The sequence below is a fragment of the Pseudomonas neustonica genome (assembly GCF_003797945.1).
Classification (GTDB): Bacteria; Pseudomonadota; Gammaproteobacteria; order Pseudomonadales; family Pseudomonadaceae; genus Halopseudomonas; species Halopseudomonas neustonica.
The window spans coordinates 1-16,041 of sequence record NZ_RKKU01000045.1; the positions used below are offsets into that span (position 1 = coordinate 1).

General features: G+C 52.3%; 13 protein-coding genes and 1 pseudogene. 7 read left to right on the plus strand and 7 right to left on the minus strand.

The genetic code is table 11. The annotated features are described in order from the left end of the window. The first annotated feature begins 153 nt into the window (after positions 1-153). The 3 genes from EF096_RS19495 (at position 154) to EF096_RS21035 (ending at position 1,651) form a co-directional block, all read left to right on the plus strand. Positions 154-834, plus strand: a complete 681-nt coding sequence (locus EF096_RS19495; RefSeq protein WP_123891415.1) for a Mu transposase domain-containing protein — start codon at positions 154-156, stop codon at positions 832-834. 96 nt (positions 835-930) lie between these two features. Beyond that, complete coding sequence (locus EF096_RS21030) at positions 931-1,275, plus strand: ATP-binding protein (RefSeq protein ID WP_372237944.1); 345 nt, start codon at positions 931-933, stop codon at positions 1,273-1,275. A gap of 265 nt (positions 1,276-1,540) precedes the next feature. Then, complete coding sequence (locus tag EF096_RS21035) at positions 1,541-1,651, plus strand: ATP-binding protein (protein WP_372237943.1); 111 nt, start codon at positions 1,541-1,543, stop codon at positions 1,649-1,651. Positions 1,652-1,818: 167 nt separating this feature from the next. On the opposite strand, the gene EF096_RS20760 is transcribed toward EF096_RS21035, so the two are convergent. The 5 genes and pseudogenes from EF096_RS20760 to EF096_RS19515 form a co-directional block, all read right to left on the minus strand. Continuing rightward, entirely contained in the window at positions 1,819-1,950 is a 132-nt protein-coding gene (locus tag EF096_RS20760; protein ID WP_256671458.1) for a helix-turn-helix domain-containing protein, read from the minus strand. 165 nt (positions 1,951-2,115) lie between these two features. Then, positions 2,116-2,353 (minus strand): annotated as a pseudogene (locus EF096_RS21085) (IS3 family transposase); the annotation flags it as partial. 503 nt (positions 2,354-2,856) lie between these two features. Continuing rightward, entirely contained in the window at positions 2,857-4,215 is a 1,359-nt protein-coding gene (locus EF096_RS19505; protein WP_123891416.1) for a heavy metal sensor histidine kinase, read from the minus strand. Further along, the gene (locus tag EF096_RS19510; protein ID WP_123891417.1) at positions 4,212-4,886 is read right to left on the minus strand and encodes a heavy metal response regulator transcription factor; all 675 of its coding nucleotides are present in this window, start codon (positions 4,884-4,886) and stop codon (positions 4,212-4,214) included. Before EF096_RS19510 ends, EF096_RS19505 begins: the two co-directional genes overlap by 4 nt. Before the next feature lie 319 nt (positions 4,887-5,205). After that, complete coding sequence (locus tag EF096_RS19515) at positions 5,206-6,525, minus strand: OprD family porin (RefSeq protein ID WP_123891418.1); 1,320 nt, start codon at positions 6,523-6,525, stop codon at positions 5,206-5,208. A 607-nt stretch (positions 6,526-7,132) separates the two neighbouring features. On the opposite strand from EF096_RS19515, the gene EF096_RS19520 reads away from it, so the two are divergent. The 4 genes from EF096_RS19520 to EF096_RS19535 all read left to right on the plus strand — a co-directional run bounded on the left by EF096_RS19520 (position 7,133) and on the right by EF096_RS19535 (position 13,786). Continuing rightward, positions 7,133-8,293, plus strand: a complete 1,161-nt coding sequence (locus EF096_RS19520; protein ID WP_235869804.1) for a TolC family protein — start codon at positions 7,133-7,135, stop codon at positions 8,291-8,293. 9 nt (positions 8,294-8,302) lie between these two features. Continuing rightward, entirely contained in the window at positions 8,303-9,640 is a 1,338-nt protein-coding gene (locus EF096_RS19525) for an efflux RND transporter periplasmic adaptor subunit (RefSeq protein WP_123891420.1), read from the plus strand. Positions 9,641-9,656: 16 nt separating this feature from the next. After that, on the plus strand, positions 9,657-12,812 hold the full coding sequence (locus tag EF096_RS19530; RefSeq protein WP_123891421.1) for an efflux RND transporter permease subunit: 3,156 nt from the start codon (positions 9,657-9,659) through the stop codon (positions 12,810-12,812). 290 nt (positions 12,813-13,102) lie between these two features. Then, on the plus strand, positions 13,103-13,786 hold the full coding sequence (locus EF096_RS19535) for a heavy metal response regulator transcription factor (protein ID WP_123891422.1): 684 nt from the start codon (positions 13,103-13,105) through the stop codon (positions 13,784-13,786). A gap of 16 nt (positions 13,787-13,802) precedes the next feature. Here EF096_RS19535 and EF096_RS19540 read toward each other — a convergent pair whose 3' ends face one another. Together EF096_RS19540 and EF096_RS19545 are read right to left on the minus strand one after the other, a co-directional pair. Then, on the minus strand, positions 13,803-15,176 hold the full coding sequence (locus tag EF096_RS19540; RefSeq protein WP_123891423.1) for a heavy metal sensor histidine kinase: 1,374 nt from the start codon (positions 15,174-15,176) through the stop codon (positions 13,803-13,805). An 88-nt stretch (positions 15,177-15,264) separates the two neighbouring features. Beyond that, positions 15,265-15,639 (minus strand): hypothetical protein, encoded by a 375-nt coding sequence (locus EF096_RS19545; RefSeq protein ID WP_218565819.1) that lies wholly within the window; start codon positions 15,637-15,639, stop codon positions 15,265-15,267. Between the last annotated feature and the right edge of the window lie 402 nt (positions 15,640-16,041).

The following is a 16,041-nucleotide window of genomic DNA, read 5'->3' on the forward strand; positions in this document are numbered from 1 at the left end:
CGAACCCATCGGATATATACCGCCCGCAGAGGCTGAGGCAAACTACTATCGGCAACTAGCCAGTCAGGCTTCCAAGGTGGCGGCTTGACTTAAACCAAACAGCCTCCGCGAAACCCGGGGCGGTTCAAAGATAAGGGCAAAGTGGAGGCCGGCGTGAAACTGGTTCAGCGCTGGTTGTTGGCAGCCCTGCGACACCGGCGTTTTTTCAGCTTAGCGGAACTCAATCAGGCCATCTTTGATTTGCTGCCGGCATTCAATCAGCGTCCGTTCAAACGCCAGCCGGGCAGCAATCGGCAAAGTTTGTTCGTCGCAGTGGCTCAGCCTGCGCTCCAGCCTCTGCCTGCCCACTCCTACGAGCATGCGGATTGGCGCTTCAAGGTACGGGTACGTAGTGACTACCTAGTGGAGTACGACAACCACCATTACTCGGTGCCAAGCCGACTGTTACAGCAGCAGGTGGATGTGCGCGCCACTGGGCAGATTGTTGAGGTCTTCTACAACCATTTGAGTGTCAGCAGCCATGCCCGTCAGTTTGTGTCTGGCATCAGCGTGCAGCCGGAACACCGGCCGTCTAACCATCAGTACTACGCCGACAGCCAACCCGCCGCATTGTTGACCTGGGAGGAGCGAGTAGGGCCTGCACTGCTGCGTCACCTGCACTACCACTTTACCGAACGTACCGTTGTGGCCAATGGGCGCAAGGCGCGCCAGCGCCTTGCGCAAGGAAGCCCACCTGCATGGCGATGCCCGACTGGAGGAGGCCTGTGCTTACGCGCTGACTATCAAGATCTTCGCATTGAAAAGTCTGCAATCCATCTTGCGCGAGCAACCTGACAAACGCCCTGGCCTGAAAGCTTTGCCCAGCTTGACACCCGCTCACGAAAACCCGCGCGGCGCCCATTACTTTGCCGATGAAAAGGATCACTCGACATGCTGAACCAGCAGATCCAAAACAAGCTCCAGCAACTGCACCTGTCGGGCATGGCCAAGGCCTACCGCGACCAGCTTGAGCAACCGCGCATGCAGGAATTGCCATTTGATGACCGCTTAGGCCTAATGGTTGATCGCGAACTCAGCGAGCGTGAGAACCGCAAATTGTCACGGTTACTGGAGCAGGCGAAACTGCGCTATGCCGCGCACCTAGAGGATGTGGACTATCGCAGCAGTCGCGGTCTGGATAAGCAAGTGATTGAAGGCTTGGCTAGCTGTCGCTGGATCGGTCAGCAACAGAACCTGTTGCTGACCGGAGCCCTGACTCGCCTGTGCCTTTGGTAGCCAGGCCTGACGGCAGGACTACTCAGTGGTTTATAAAAACGTCTCGAAACTCTACGAAGAACTGCAAATCGCCATAGGCGACGGCTCTCTCCCAAAGTATCGAACGGCCTTGAGCCAAAGTCCACTTGCTTATCCTCGATGACTTTGGGTTGGCTCCGGTAGAGCCTACGGTGGGGTATACCTTACTGGACATTGTCGATCAACGCATGCAAAGACCGGCTCGCTGATCATCACCAGTCAGTTCCCCACGGAGCACTGACACAGCATGTTTAGCGACGTCACGCTTGCCGAGGCCATACTGGATCGCATCGTCCACCGTTCGCACCGTATCGGACTCAAGGGCGAGTCACTGCGCAAGCAGGCTGCCAAGGCATAAATGATAGACAACGGAGGGGGATTACCCCCTTCGTCATTTTCGCGCCCGCGAAAATGACCGAGTCAGTGAGACTGCATCTCAAGTTGGCTTAGGCAGGCATACAGTAAGGCTTCGTCAGTATCTCGAAAATGCCCCTAAAATACCTCGATGCCCATCACCGCCGATGCTTAGGCAAGCACCAGCCCTTTGGCGCTAATAAAATCGTTGATGCGCACAATGAGCATGGTTTTACGCTGAATTGCGTCAGCATTGGCGCAACTGAGATCGGTATAGACATTCTGGCTGCCTTCTTCAATCAATTGAGACGACCTGCGAAGTAGGGATAGAGCGGATAGTTTAACGCTTTACGGATGGGTCAAAATCATCAGCGCAGTGGATCACCATCACTGGAATGGGTGGGTAAGAACATCCAGCGCGAGTGGGTCAGACCTACTGGAATAAAATGTCAAAATCACCAGCGCTCACATTAAATTGAATATCCGAAAGCTGCGGCCATCTGATAGTTGGTCGTGCATGAAGTCCGTCGTCCAGCACTGATTCATCGAGTTCGGCACCGCCAGCGACTGGGGCTCCCCCCTAACGATGCGCGCTCGGCTTGACCTGCAGATCGAGCTCCTGCTCGCCATAGATTCGACACACCCGATTGCGATTCCAGCGATAGCCTTTCACGTTGCGCAGATACAGGAAGAACAGGCCATAACCCTAGTTGGGTTGGTTGTGTGTGAGGTTAATGAGGTGGTCGGCGATCTTGACATTTTCTGATGACAAGCGCGGCTAGTAGCGATAGCAAGTAACGCTGACGTCAAAGGCAAAACAGCCAGGTTGGTGCTGATGTTGCCAGAGCTAACCGCTTGCTGTGACCTCTTGCGCCGCTGGCATGGCTTCACCATTTTTGACTTAGCCGCCTGGATGATCTCGGCCGTCAATCGCTCTTCGGCATGCCATTCTTGAGGCACTGGTTTTCATCCTCGATCTCGCGCAGCTGGGGCACTAACGAGCTGTTGATGCCGCCAAACTTGGCCCGCTACGCCGTGCATGATGCCATACTCACGGCATAACTCGGGTGCAGGGCTGCCGGCGTCGGCGTGCTTGAGAATAGAAATGCTTTGGCCTTCTGAAGAACGGGATGTCTCCACATAAAAATTTTTATCCGATTAGTAGGAAATTTTACTTCTGATGAATACTGACTCAGGGGGTTTGCCGAGTCAGGCGTGCCGAGGAAAAGTGAGTTTAAAAGTGGTGCGACCGCTCGTGCTAGCCACGGCCACGTGGCCTTGGTGGAGGTTCATCACTGAACGAACAATCGCTAGCCCCAAGCCCACTCCTCGAGATTGTATGCTGCCGGTGCGGTAAAAACGCTCGAACAGGAGTGGGAGATGGCTAGATTCGATAGTGGGGCCTTGATTGGTAACGGCCAATGAGATCGTTTCCAAGTCCTCCCGGATTTGAAGTTCTACCGTGCTGCCAGTGTTCGAATGTTGCAACGCGCTGGATAGCAGGTTGGAAATGGCTCGCTGGACCATGAGTTGATTTCCTAAAATCTTGGCATCGCCCGTTATCGTCATTGCGATTCCCGCTTCCTCAGCGAGTACTTCGAAATATTCACATACTCGTCTCGCGTCGTTCCCCAAGGATAATGGTTCCAGCTTCAGTGCTGGGCTGGCCTGGGCCAGAAACAGCATGTCTGACACAATTCGATCCATGCGTTCGAGCTCTTCTACCGACGATTCCAGCGCTTCAAGATATTGTTCCTTATTTCTCTCGCGTACTAGGGTGACCTGAGCCTTCCCTATCAGGTTGTTCAGCGGAGTTTTCAACTCATGAGCTACATCGTCCGAGAATTGAGACAAGAGCTGAACGCCATAATCGAGTCGATGAAGCATTATGTTGAGGCTATCCGCCAATGTCTGGAGCTCTTTGGGAAGCCGATCGATGCGGATTCGGGGTGACAGATCCTGCGTGGTTACCTTAGTCGCCAAAGCACGAAATTTACGCAGCGGTCGCAAGCCATTGTTTGCAACCAGCCATCCGGTCAAACAGATTAATGTCAGCAATACCGGCACGGCCACTAAAGCCGAGCCCAAGAATGCAGCCACCAACTGTTGATCGGCACTGCGATCTTGCGAAAGTAAAACCGTCATTTGAGGCAGTCCCGGAACCTGGATATGCTTGCGCCCAGTTAACATCAGCACATCCTCTTTCGCAGTCCATTCCAGAAAGTCACTATCTTTGTTAACGAGATCCAGCTGTTCCGGAGCACTGGCGAACCTTCCGATACTCAAAATAGGCGATTTCGCTGTATCGTTGACGACAGTAATCGAAAGGTTGTCATGGCCGAGTATCGTATCGCTCAGCGAATGTTGCCAAGGACGGCCTGTGCTGGATTCGGTATCTACGAGTACATGATCAATTTTTCCGAGATTATCCGTCATTTCCTCCTGGGCTCGCGAATCTAATTGGCGTACCAATACCCAGTAGCTCATCGCTATAAGCAGCGCGACCAAAGCGGCGCCGGCTAATGTGATTTGGAGCGCAAGTCTCGATGCGAGGCTGAGTGGCTTCAATGCCGCGCCTCTAGCACGTAGCCCACACCCCGAATGGTGTGTATCAACCGATTGCCAAAGGGCTCATCCACTTTCATCCGCAATCGACGAATCGCGACATCCACCACGTTGGTATCGCAGTCAAAGTTGATGTCCCAAACTAAAGCTGTGATCTCAGTACGTGTAAGCACCTCGCCAGCCCGGCGCATGAGCAGATGCAATAACGCGAATTCTTTGCTGGTGAGGTCGATACGCTGACCGTTTCGATAGGCCCAATGCCGGCTCGGGTCCAGCTCGAGGTCGGCTATATTCAGATTGCTCGGGAGTGCGACGGCCTCGCTGCGTCGCACCACTGTTCGGATGCGAGCGACCAGCTCAGGGAACTGGAACGGCTTGACTAGGTAATCGTCAGCGCCCAATTCCAAGCCGCGGATTTTGTGCTCCAGGCGGCCCTTGGCTGTCAACATGATGACGCGTGTTTGCTTCCGGCGCCGGATGAGTTCGAGCACCTCCCACCCATCCATGGTTGGTAGATTCGCATCAAGTAGCACGATGTCATAGTCGTTTTGCTGAGCTAGGTGAAACCCGTCGAGACCATCAGCCGTTCGATCGACCTTGTAACCACATTCGGTAAGACCCTGTTGTAGGTATTCTGCAGTTTTTATTTCGTCTTCTATAATCAAGATGCGCATGATTTCAGGTAGCTCGGAAAAGAGGTGTGCGGTAAGCGGAACAAAAATAATCTATGTATTAACTATAAGGTCAAGAAGAAAACGGTTTTTTATTAACGTAAAAGACAAATGAAAAAACTTTGCCTATGGATTTGGCAAGCAACCTAGCGCAGCAATAGTTTTTCGGGGTCATCCAGCTATTTTGTATCTACCGGAAATTTGGTTAACCCACAGCGCAAGGAAGTGCGTTGAAGCAAAAAAAGGCGCCCAGATGGGCGCCTGAAACACATCTTCTAACCAAGGGAGCAAAAAAAGAAGATGTGGTGTTGCCTATGGTACCTCACAGGATAGATAGCGGGTATTCAGCTATGAATCGGACTTCATCAAGGTCTGACTCAAAGTCAGTTGCCCGCGTAGTAGCCTGGCGTACCCTCAAAGAGAGCCCACTGAGAGAGCCTGTCTGTACAACATAGCGAGCTTCGACGTCGCGCTCCCATCGGCTCTGTCCTGTCAGCGCAGCACCGTTATCGTCTTGCCGCATGTACACCTCGTTCGCGTTGCTATAGTCAGCGCCCCAACCACTGGCGTAACGCGTCATGAACGTAAGCCCGGGGATCCCATAGTCCGCCATGTCCAGATCATAGCGCAGCATCAAAGACTGTTCTTTGGGTGAATTGAAATCGCTGTACTGTATGGAGTTATTCAGATAAATCGAGTCCGCTTGGCGCAGATAGTCAAAATCATTGTTGCCATTGTTTTGCTGATAAGATGCGGTAACGGCGTGCGCACCAAAAACGACACCCAAGCTGGAACTCCAGATGTTGTTGTTGAACTCACCCAACAGGTCACGACCTTCATTGGTTGCTTTGTAATAGTTGAAACCTCCCAGCACATCTACCATATCTGAGACTGGGTAGGTGGTCGCTAGACCAAAGTAATGTTGGTTCCAAACATCTTTGAGCCGGCTGGTATACAGACTAAAACTGATATTTTCGTTAACGCGATAGTCGCCCCCTGCGTAGCCGAGCCAAGACGCGTCGACATCCCCTCCGTAGAAGGTGACAAAGTCGTCGTTCGTGTTGCTAGTGTTGGGTTGGCTCATCGCGTGTAGGCGACCACCCTGGATGGTAAGGCCTTCCAGCGAATTGTTCACTACAGTGAAACCCTTGAAAGACTCCGGCAGCAGCCGTGAGTCACCGTAATGCACAACGGGCGTCGTGGGGAACACGTCACCGGCCTTGATCTCGGTATCGAACAGTCGCACTTTCACTGCGCCACCCACCCGAGTGAAATTATCCTCAGGATCGCCAGCGCTGTCGTAAGGAAGCAGGTCTATGCTGCCACCCACACCGGAGCGTCCCGAACCGGAATCGAGCTTGATTCCGAGCATAGAAAAGGCGTCGACGCCGACCTCCACCGAACCTTGGGTATATCCGGACTCGAAAAAAGCCATCACTCCGTGAGCCCATTCTTCAGAGTAGCCATTGCCGGTGGTGCTCTCACCGTCGCGAAAGTCTCGATTGAAATAATAGTTGCGATTTATTAACGAAAGCGTGCTGCCTTCGATGAAACCCTCCGCTGTTTCCGATTGAGCAAAGACCGGAGCGTTGCTTAGTGTCACTGAAATGGCTATCAGTGAAAGAGTGGTTTTTTTGCTCATGATAATGCTCCTGATGTGCGACATTATTTGCGCCTAGATGGCGCCTTTCGCATTAAATTTTTATTAATTATAGGCGCTTTTAAAGATGACCACAACATTAGCGGTAAATTACTATTTTGTAATCTTCAGGTTCAACAGTCGATCGCTTTTTTATTACAAATTTGTAACGAAGTGGTCACTGGTTCGTTAACAGCTCTACTTTATAGTCTCCTACAGATAGCGCTCAGATATTTGGCCTGTATAGCGATGTTATATAACGAAAGGAATCTCGCCTGGCGTGGCCTTAAGAAGGAGCTTGAAAAAGTTTCCTTTTGGCGGCTACGCATCGGCTGAATCTGAGAGCTCTTAGAAATCTAATCGGCGCATCAATGCAAATAAGATCAGACGCGAAAGTAACCATTGAGTGCCATTTATCTGTATCTGACGTGCCTTCTATCTTCAACTTCTTTAGGAGACTTAGATGCGAGAAGTTCTATTCTTGCTAGGATTGATTACGTTGTCGTGCAACCTTGCCTTTGCGCAATCTTTAGATTTGCCGACCTTCACAGAGTCCTCACCTGTCAATGAGTTAAATACCTCCCTGGTTGAGCCTATCGATTCCATAAGTATGTTACGCGCCTTGGAGCTTGCTAGCTCTGCAAGCCCTCAACTGGCTGCTGCCAAACGCGAGCTGGCTGTTTCCCAAGCATTAATTACTCAAGCCGGAGTACGGCCAAACCCAATATTGTCCGCTAGTCAGGAAGGAATAAGGGGAGACGCCCCGGAGACGACGCTTGAACTTAGCCAAGAAATCGAGATAGGCGGTAAACGTTCGGCTCGTATTGAGGCAGCGCAACGCGCCATGGACGTAGCGGCCGCCGACCTACAGGACGCTCAAGCTCGACTGAGGGGGGCAGTGATGGGCGCATACTACGATGTGTTTACTGCTCAAGAACGGCTGGAGCTCGCTCAGGCTGCTTCAAACCTTGCGAAGCAAGCAGTGAACGTGGCCAATCGGCGTGTGAGGGCCGGCATGGTTTCTCCCGTAGAGGAAACCCGGGCGCGGGTTGCGGCTACTGGAGTGCAAGTGGAGCTTGCCCAGGCCACAGCTGAACTCGAAGCTGCGCGCACTCGTCTGGCGGCCAACTGGGGAAACCCACAGCCACGCTTTGAGCGAGTACAAGAGCCGGCAGAGGCAGTACCTCCGCTTCCCGAACTAGGCGAGCTTTATAGCCGTTTGAGCGATTCCGCTCAACTAACCCGCGCGCGTCGGGAAGCAGAAAGACGTCGGGCTGCGTTGGAGCTGGAAAGGACGAATCGCTTTTCTAACGTGACGGTTAGCGTAGGTGCCCAACGCTCAGATGAATATAACGGCACGCTGGGGCTGGTGGGTATCTCGATGCCCCTGCCGTTGTTTGATCGAAACCAAGGCAACATCGGAGCAGCGCAGGAACGGGCCTACCAGGCGCAGGACGAGCTTAACGCCGTCCATATACGCCTGAAAAGCGAACTTTCCCAAGCGCACATGCGGCTGCGCGCTGCTAGCCAGCAGTTCGAACTGTTGCGCAACGACATGCTCCCCAGTGCCCAAAGCGCTTATGAAGCTGCCAGCAAGGGGTTCGAACTCGGAAAGTTCACCTTCCTTGACGTACTGGATGCTCAACGCACGCTTTTTCAAGCCCGCTCTCAATACCTGTCTGCGCTCTCGCAAGCTAACCAGGCGGCGGCGGAAATTGCGCGAATTGTCGGCGATGGGTCGGCCGTTATCACCACGGCCACTCAGCCATAAGGAATCCATATGAAAAGTAAATCGAACACATCTTCCTTGGCTGTTCACAAGAAGCAGATTTTTTGGATCGTCGTCATATTAGGCGTGGCACTAGTGCTTGGCGGATTGCTTCTTGGCAGTAGTCCTGCTGTGCCCAATGCGAGCGACGAGCATGGTGGCGCTTCGGAGCATGATGATGAAGGGCATTCGGATGAGGATACCGAAGCCGAAGGAGATCATGGCCATGATGAAGAAGGCGCCGATAGCGATCACGAGGTCGGTGCGGCAGAGAAAGATGAGCATGACGATGGCCCTGAGGGAGCGGCGCACGCTGAAGCAGCAGAGGTTGAACTCTCTGAGTCCCAAATCCTAGCCGCGGGCATCTCGCTGGCAACCGCTCAGCCTGCACTGATAAAAAGCGCAATCGAGCTGCCTGGCGAAATTACATTCAACCAAGACCGCACAGCGCAAGTTGTGCCTCGTCTCTCAGGTGTCGTTGAAGCGGTCAAAGTTGATTTGGGCGAACAGGTGAAACAGGGGCAAGTACTTGCTGTGATCGCGAGTACAGACCTGTCGGAACGTAGAAGCGAGTTCTACGCGGCGCAAAAACGTCTTGCATTGGCTCAAAAAACCTATCGACGCGAAAAGGAGCTATGGGAAGAGCGTATTTCTGCGGAACAGGATTATTTACAGGCACAACAGGCTTTACGGGAAGCAGAGCTGACTGTTGCGAATGCAAACGCACAGCTACAAGCGCTTGGCAGTGATGCTGGCAAGCCAGACGCATTGAGCCGCTACGAACTCAGGGCGCCGTTCGATGGGATGATCGTTGAGAAGGACATCACGCTCGGTGAGTCAGTCAATACCGATGACCAGATATTCATCATTTCCGATCTCTCTACCGTTTGGGCAGATATCAGCGTTCCTGCCAATGCACTCAGCGCGGTACGAGTCGGCAGCAATGCCGTTATCGAGGCCACAGCATTCGAGTCCAGTGCCAATGGCACCGTTTCTTATGTCGGCTCACTTGTTGGTCAGCAAAGCCGCGCCGCTACCGCCCGGGTCACACTTCCCAATCCTGAAGGGGTTTGGCGCCCCGGCCTGTTCGTCAAAGTGCAGGTAGGCGCTGGCGAAGCATCCGTGCCAGTCGCAGTAAGTCCTGATGCGATCCACACATTGGAAGAAAAGCCGGTGGTGTTTGTACGGACCGACCATGGTTTTGCTGCTCAGCCAATCGTGACTGGTCGCAGCGATAGTGAAGCGGTTGAAATCAAGGAAGGTCTTCAGGCCGGAGCGCGCTATGCCTTGGCTAACAGCTTCATTATTAAGTCCGAGCTTGGCAAAGCCAGCGCCTCGCATGCTCACTAATACGGAGTTATAGACTGTGTTCGAACGTATCATTCGTTTTTCTATAGAGCATCGCTGGCTGGTTTTGCTAGCCGTGCTTGGCATGGCAGCGTTAGGAGTTTACAGCTACCAAAAGCTGCCTATCGACGCTGTTCCTGATATCACCAACGTACAGGTGCAAATCAACACTGCGGCGCCAGGTTATTCCCCGCTGGAAGTGGAGCAGCGCATTACCTACCCGCTCGAGACGGTAATGGCCGGGTTGCCCAAGCTCGAGCAGACACGTTCCTTGTCTCGATATGGACTTTCTCAGATCACAGTTATTTTTGAGGAAGGCACTGACATCTATTTTGCCCGCCAACTTGTGAATGAGCGCCTGGGAGGGGCCAAAGATCAGCTCCCAGAAGGCGTCACTCCAACACTTGGCCCTATTTCCACTGGGCTTGGCGAAATCTACTTTTGGACGGTTGAAGCTGAGGAAGGTGCCACCAAATCGGACGGTACGCCGTATACCCCTGCTGACTTGCGTGAGATTCAAGATTGGATCATCAAACCGCAAGTCCGCAATGTACCTGGTGTTACTGAGATCAATACGATCGGAGGATATGCAAAGGAATATCAGATCGCCCCCAACCCAGACACTTTGCGGTCGTTTGGACTAACACTACAAGATCTAATCGAGGCGGTTGAGCAAAACAATAACAATCTAGGTGCCGGATATATTGAAAAGCGCGGCGAGCAGTATCTTGTTCGTGCACCAGGACAAATGCAGTCTGTGGAGGACATCCGCAATACCCTTATTAGCAACGTTGACGGTACCCCAGTGCGTATCCGGGACGTTGCGACGGTCGAGGTTGGAAAGGAGCTCCGTACTGGCGCAGCCACCGAGAATGGCCGCGAAGTGGTTCTAGGTACGGCTTTCATGCTTATCGGTGAAAATAGCCGGGTAGTTTCTAGGGCTGTCGATGACAAGATGAAAGAGATAAACCTTTCGCTTCCGGAAGGCGTAAAGGCGATCACTGTCTACGATCGAACTGTACTCGTAGACAAAGCTATATCCACCGTTAAGAAGAACCTCACTGAGGGTGCCATTCTTGTTGTGGTTATACTTTTTCTCTTCTTGGGCAATATCCGTGCGGCGATCCTAACCGCACTTGTTATACCGCTGGCGATGCTCTTTACGTTCACCGGCATGGTAGCCAACGAGGTCAGCGCCAACCTGATGAGCTTAGGCGCATTGGATTTCGGCATCATTATCGATGGTGCCGTGGTGATTGTTGAGAACTGCGTGCGTCGACTTGCTCACGCTCAGTCCCATCACGGACGGGCATTAACGCTGTCCGAGCGGCTTCATGAAGTGTTCGCTGCGGCAAAGGAAGTGCGTCGGCCTCTACTATATGGGCAACTGATCATTATGATCGTGTATCTGCCGATATTCGCCCTTACAGGGGTAGAAGGTAAGATGTTCACGCCCATGGCGTTTACCGTAGTGACAGCGCTATTCGGGGCGATGATCCTCTCGGTGACGTTCGTCCCGGCAGCCGTTGCGCTATTTATCGGTAAGCGGGTTACAGAGAAGGAAAACTTTCTAATCCGCAATACTAAACGGGCCTACGCACCTACACTCGATGCGGTGATGGCCAACAAGCCAGCGGTGCTCACCTTTGCCGTAGTTGTAGTCATACTTTCCGGCCTCGTAGGGTCACGTATGGGCAGTGAATTCGTGCCTAGCCTCAACGAGGGAGACTTCGCTATCCAAGCCCTTCGTGTACCGGCTACCAGTCTTAGTCAGTCTGTCGAGATGCAGCAGCAGCTGGAACGAAAGCTTATGGGTGAGTTTCCGGAGATCGAGCGGATTTTTGCGCGCACAGGCACTGCGGAGGTGGCATCCGATGCCATGCCACCAAATATCTCTGACGGGTACGTCATGCTGAAGCCACAAGAGCAGTGGCCGGATCCAGGCAAGTCGCGCAATGAGCTCTTAAGCGAGGTCCAAGCGTCCGCCGCTGAGTTGCCGGGCAATAACTACGAGTTTTCCCAGCCGATTCAGCTGCGTTTCAACGAGTTGATTTCCGGTGTTCGTGCCGCGGTGGCCGTGAAAATCTATGGTGATGACATGGAGGTTCTTAACAGCACGGCGGCGGAAGTGTCCGAGCTGCTAGAACAAGTACCAGGCGCTTCAGAGGTTACGGTCGAGCAAACGACTGGCCTTCCTATGCTCACGATTGATATCGATCGCGATCAAATCGCACGATACGGCCTGAGTCTAGATACTGTACAGCAAGCGGTTGCAGTAGCTATCGGTGGCCGAGAGGCAGGCACCTTGTTTCAAGGAGACCGGCGTTTCGATATCGTGGTTCGTTTACCGGACGAGATACGCAGCGATCTCGCCGCAATTGAGCGGCTTCCAATTGCCCTTCCAAGGGAATTAAACAGCACCATAAGTTATATCCCCCTCGGCGAGGTGGCCACGCTAGATCTGTCCCCCGGTCCGAATCAGATCAGTAGAGAAGAAGGGAAACGGCGAATTGTTGTCAGTGCAAACGTCCGTGGTCGTGACATTGGATCATTCGTATCTGAGGCAGAACAGAAAATCCAGGCCCAGGTAGATATCCCGGCAGGTTATTGGATCGACTGGGGCGGTACCTTCGAGCAGCTTGAATCGGCAACGAAGCGGCTGCAGATTGTCGTCCCCGTGGCGCTGCTCCTGGTGTTCATTCTGCTTTTCATGATGTTCAACAATGTCAAAGACGGCTTATTGGTCTTTACAGGGATTCCATTTGCGCTCACCGGAGGCATTGTTGCGCTGTGGCTGAGAGATATCCCGTTGTCCATTTCAGCAGGAGTTGGCTTTATTGCTCTGTCAGGCGTCGCCGTTCTAAATGGCCTGGTAATGATCTCCTTCATCCGTAGCCTACGGGAGCAAGGTTTACCTCTGGACACCGCGATCCGCGAGGGCGCTCTTACCCGGCTACGACCGGTATTAATGACTGCTCTTGTGGCTTCACTCGGATTTGTTCCAATGGCTTTAAATGTCGGGACCGGTGCAGAGGTACAACGTCCTCTTGCGACGGTGGTGATCGGCGGGATTCTGTCTTCAACGGTGCTAACGCTATTAGTGTTACCGTTGCTTTACCAGCTGGTTCACCGTCGAGATGACGAGTTAGAAGAGCAAGCAAGCGCTAGTTCTTAACAGAGCTATCAAAATTGAGTGTCGGTACGCACGCCCCGTTCCTGCTATATAGCGAGTACGGGGCGTGTTAGTCAGCGCTGCGCCGAAGCCTGCATCGCCTGTTTAGAAGAATGTGGGCGGATGGCGGGTTGATCGTTTGGCGCTGTCGGCGCAATCTCCCGACGCGCCAAGCCGGTTCAGGCCTTAACACTATCGATGTGTTGGACGCCGTCAATTACATTTATGAAAGGCAATAGCATCTCCGTCCTGAGCACTGCACAATGAGCTATTGCTTAGGCAGGAGCTTGATTGTGAAAATCTTGGTTGCAGAAGATGAACCGAAGACTGGCGTTTACTTGAAACAAGGTTTGGCTGAAGCTGGGTTTGTTGTCGACTTGGTCACGAACGGTATTGATGCGGTCCAACAGGCTCATGATGAAGAATATGACCTGCTGATTTTGGACGTGATGATGCCAGGGCTGGATGGCTGGCAGGTGCTTGAACGAGCACGCGCTGCGGGCAGTGAAACGCCTGCGCTGTTTCTGACTGCTCGAGACCAGGTGGAAGATAGAGTCAAAGGCCTAGAGCTTGGGGCAGATGATTACCTGGTCAAACCGTTCGCCTTTTCCGAGTTGCTGGCCCGAGTAAGGTCGTTGCTGCGTCGTGGAACCAATGCAACTGTCCAGACGAGCTTGGCCATTGCAGACATGCAGGTGGACTTGTTGAAGCGAAGAGTCGAGCGCGGAGGCAAACGCATCGATCTGACTGCAAAGGAATTCATGTTGCTTGAGCTACTGCTTCGCCGTCGGGGTGAAGTGTTATCTAAATCGCTTATTGCATCCAAAGTATGGGATATCAACTTTGATAGCGACACTAATATTATTGAGGTCGCTATTAGACGACTACGCGCAAAAATTGATGATGACTTCCCTGTAAAGTTGATTCAAACCGTTCGAGGCATGGGCTATTTCATCGATAGTACAGAGTCAAGTTGAGCTTGGCGTTACATGCTTAAACGATTGCTGCTAATTTAATCTCGAATGTGGTGATTCTATCCGCTGAACTGCATTCAATTGTTCCTTTGTGCGCTTCGATAATCGACCGGGTAATAGCCATTCCAAGACCCGCATTCAAGGTGCTTCCTTCGCGCCTTGCGGTATCGATTCGGTAAAAACGGTCAAAAAGCTTATCGATATGCTTAGCAGAAATTATCGGGCCTTGGTTACTCACCTTCAAGAGCACCCAATCATCCGCTCTCGAGACCTCAATAACGACAACAGTGCCTTCATCTGCGTAACGCACTGCATTGGACAAGATGTTCGAAAGGGCGCGTCGCAACATGAGATTGTCACCTTGTACCCAGGTGACGCCTTCGCAACTCATGATCAGTTTTAAGCCCTTTTCGTCGGCCGCATATTCGTAATATTCGAGCACGCTCGCTCCGATAGTTGCCAGGTTGTGATCTTCTAAATCGGGAGTAATCATGCCGTTGTCGGCTTTGGCCAGAAATAGCATGTCGTCGACCATTCGCGACATCCTGCGGAGCTCCTCAAGGGTCGACAAAAGAATTTCTTTGTAGTCTTCGCCAGAGCGATCCTTCATCAGCGCGACTTCAGTTTGGGTCAGCATGCTGTTCAGCGGTGTGCGCAGCTCATGCGCGATGTCAGCTGAAAAGCCCGATAGGCGAAGAAAGGAATTATCCAATCGCTCAAGCATGGCGTTAAAGCTGTTCACGAGCTCATGCAGTTCGGTTGGTACCGATTCGGCAGGGATTCGCGTTTCCAGGCAGTTGGCAGTGATGGTGGAAGTTGTCTTTGACAGGCGGGAGATCGGCTTGAGACCCCGGCCAATAAATGCGTAACCAAGTACGCCGCTGAGCACAGCACTGATGAGAAGCGTATAAATGAACCATTGACGAATCATTTCGAAAAAGTGGGTGCGGTGTGTGACATCTAGGGCCAAGTGAATCGTCTTTCCTTCTCCATCTGCCCACTCCCCGATCCGCTGGGTCGTCCCCGTGTAGATGTTGGGGCCCACTTGAATCAGCCACTTGTCAGCATTGCCGGAGTTATTAAAAGGCAGGTATTTTTCGGGTAGGTTGTGATGTGAATAAACGACGCGGTTTCCGGCTTTAATCACGACAGCAAAGCCAAATGAGGTGTCAAGCAATCGGTCGATGTCGGACATTATGGATGACCCAAGGCCGTCATTGCGCGACAGAACTGCCTCCAGCGACTGTATCTTGTGTTGGAGAACCTGTTCATCCTGTCGCTCAAAATGCAGGCGACAAAAAAAATCAAAGCTTACGGCAGCGAACGCCAGAACTGTTGTTACTACCAATATAAAAAGAAGCGCCATTCTGGCGCGCATAGACAACATACTCATAACTGTTTCTCGCTCAGTACCAAAGGCAGCGTTAGTGAAAATGACCAGGCATTTCGTCCTTTACCCTTTACCTCCGCATCTGAACGCCCTAAAGGTGTCCGCCAAGCACCTGGCGCCGGACAAACCACATTTGCAGCAGAGGTAACGCGATCCACTGGGCAATGGGTGACAAACCTACATTCGTAAAGGGCAGCACCGGCATGGATTGTTCATAGGTCCAGCGTTGAAATGGGCCTGTCGCCAGGAGCTCAAAAACTACGGTAATCAGTAGGCCAGCAATTAGGAATATGCCAAGGGGCAGGAATCGATCTGCCAGAAACCAGTACCTTGAACGGGCGAATAAGCTAGCAGTCCAGAACGCTCCAAGGGAAATAATGACGTCGCCGCCGGTGGCTCTGGTGCAATGCAGAATGACGCTGAAGTAATGAGTATCGTCGAATCCGGCAAATAATGGCATCTGCATCAGCTCCCAGATAAAATGCAGGAAGAATGAGAAAATTGCGACGTGTAGCTCTGGTGTGTTCAGTATTCTATTTTTGTTGATAGATAACTCCTTCGGTACGAAATAAGACGGACTAACAGCATTCGATTGAATGCGGATTTAGGCGGCTGTCTTTATTAGAGTCGAAGAGAAAAGGGCTCTATAACGAACCCTTGGTTAAGTTAGCATCGTTTTTTACTATTCGGCAGTTTGCTGAGTCTTCATCATGTCCATCATCTGGCGTATCTCAGACATCATGTAGTGGTCTACTAAACCCGGACACCAACGTAGGTGGTAAAATTGCCACCATAAGCGAGGTGTCACATGACCAAGAAACGGCGCACTTTTTCTCCCGAGTTCAAGCAGGAGGCAGCCAGCCTAGTG

Excerpts from the sequence above, each read along its gene's own strand:
- EF096_RS19545 (WP_218565819.1), bottom strand. The coding sequence starts at position 15,639 with ATGCAGATGCCATTATTTGCCGGATTCGACGATACTCATTACTTCAGC.
- EF096_RS19515 (WP_123891418.1), bottom strand. The coding sequence starts at position 6,525 with ATGAGCAAAAAAACCACTCTTTCACTGATAGCCATTTCAGTGACACTA.
- EF096_RS21030 (WP_372237944.1), top strand. The coding sequence starts at position 931 with ATGCTGAACCAGCAGATCCAAAACAAGCTCCAGCAACTGCACCTGTCG.
- EF096_RS19520 (WP_235869804.1), top strand. The coding sequence starts at position 7,133 with ATGTTACGCGCCTTGGAGCTTGCTAGCTCTGCAAGCCCTCAACTGGCT.
- EF096_RS19525 (WP_123891420.1), top strand. The coding sequence starts at position 8,303 with ATGAAAAGTAAATCGAACACATCTTCCTTGGCTGTTCACAAGAAGCAG.
- EF096_RS19540 (WP_123891423.1), bottom strand. The coding sequence starts at position 15,176 with ATGAGTATGTTGTCTATGCGCGCCAGAATGGCGCTTCTTTTTATATTG.
- EF096_RS19510 (WP_123891417.1), bottom strand. The coding sequence starts at position 4,886 with ATGCGCATCTTGATTATAGAAGACGAAATAAAAACTGCAGAATACCTA.
- EF096_RS21035 (WP_372237943.1), top strand. The coding sequence starts at position 1,541 with ATGTTTAGCGACGTCACGCTTGCCGAGGCCATACTGGATCGCATCGTC.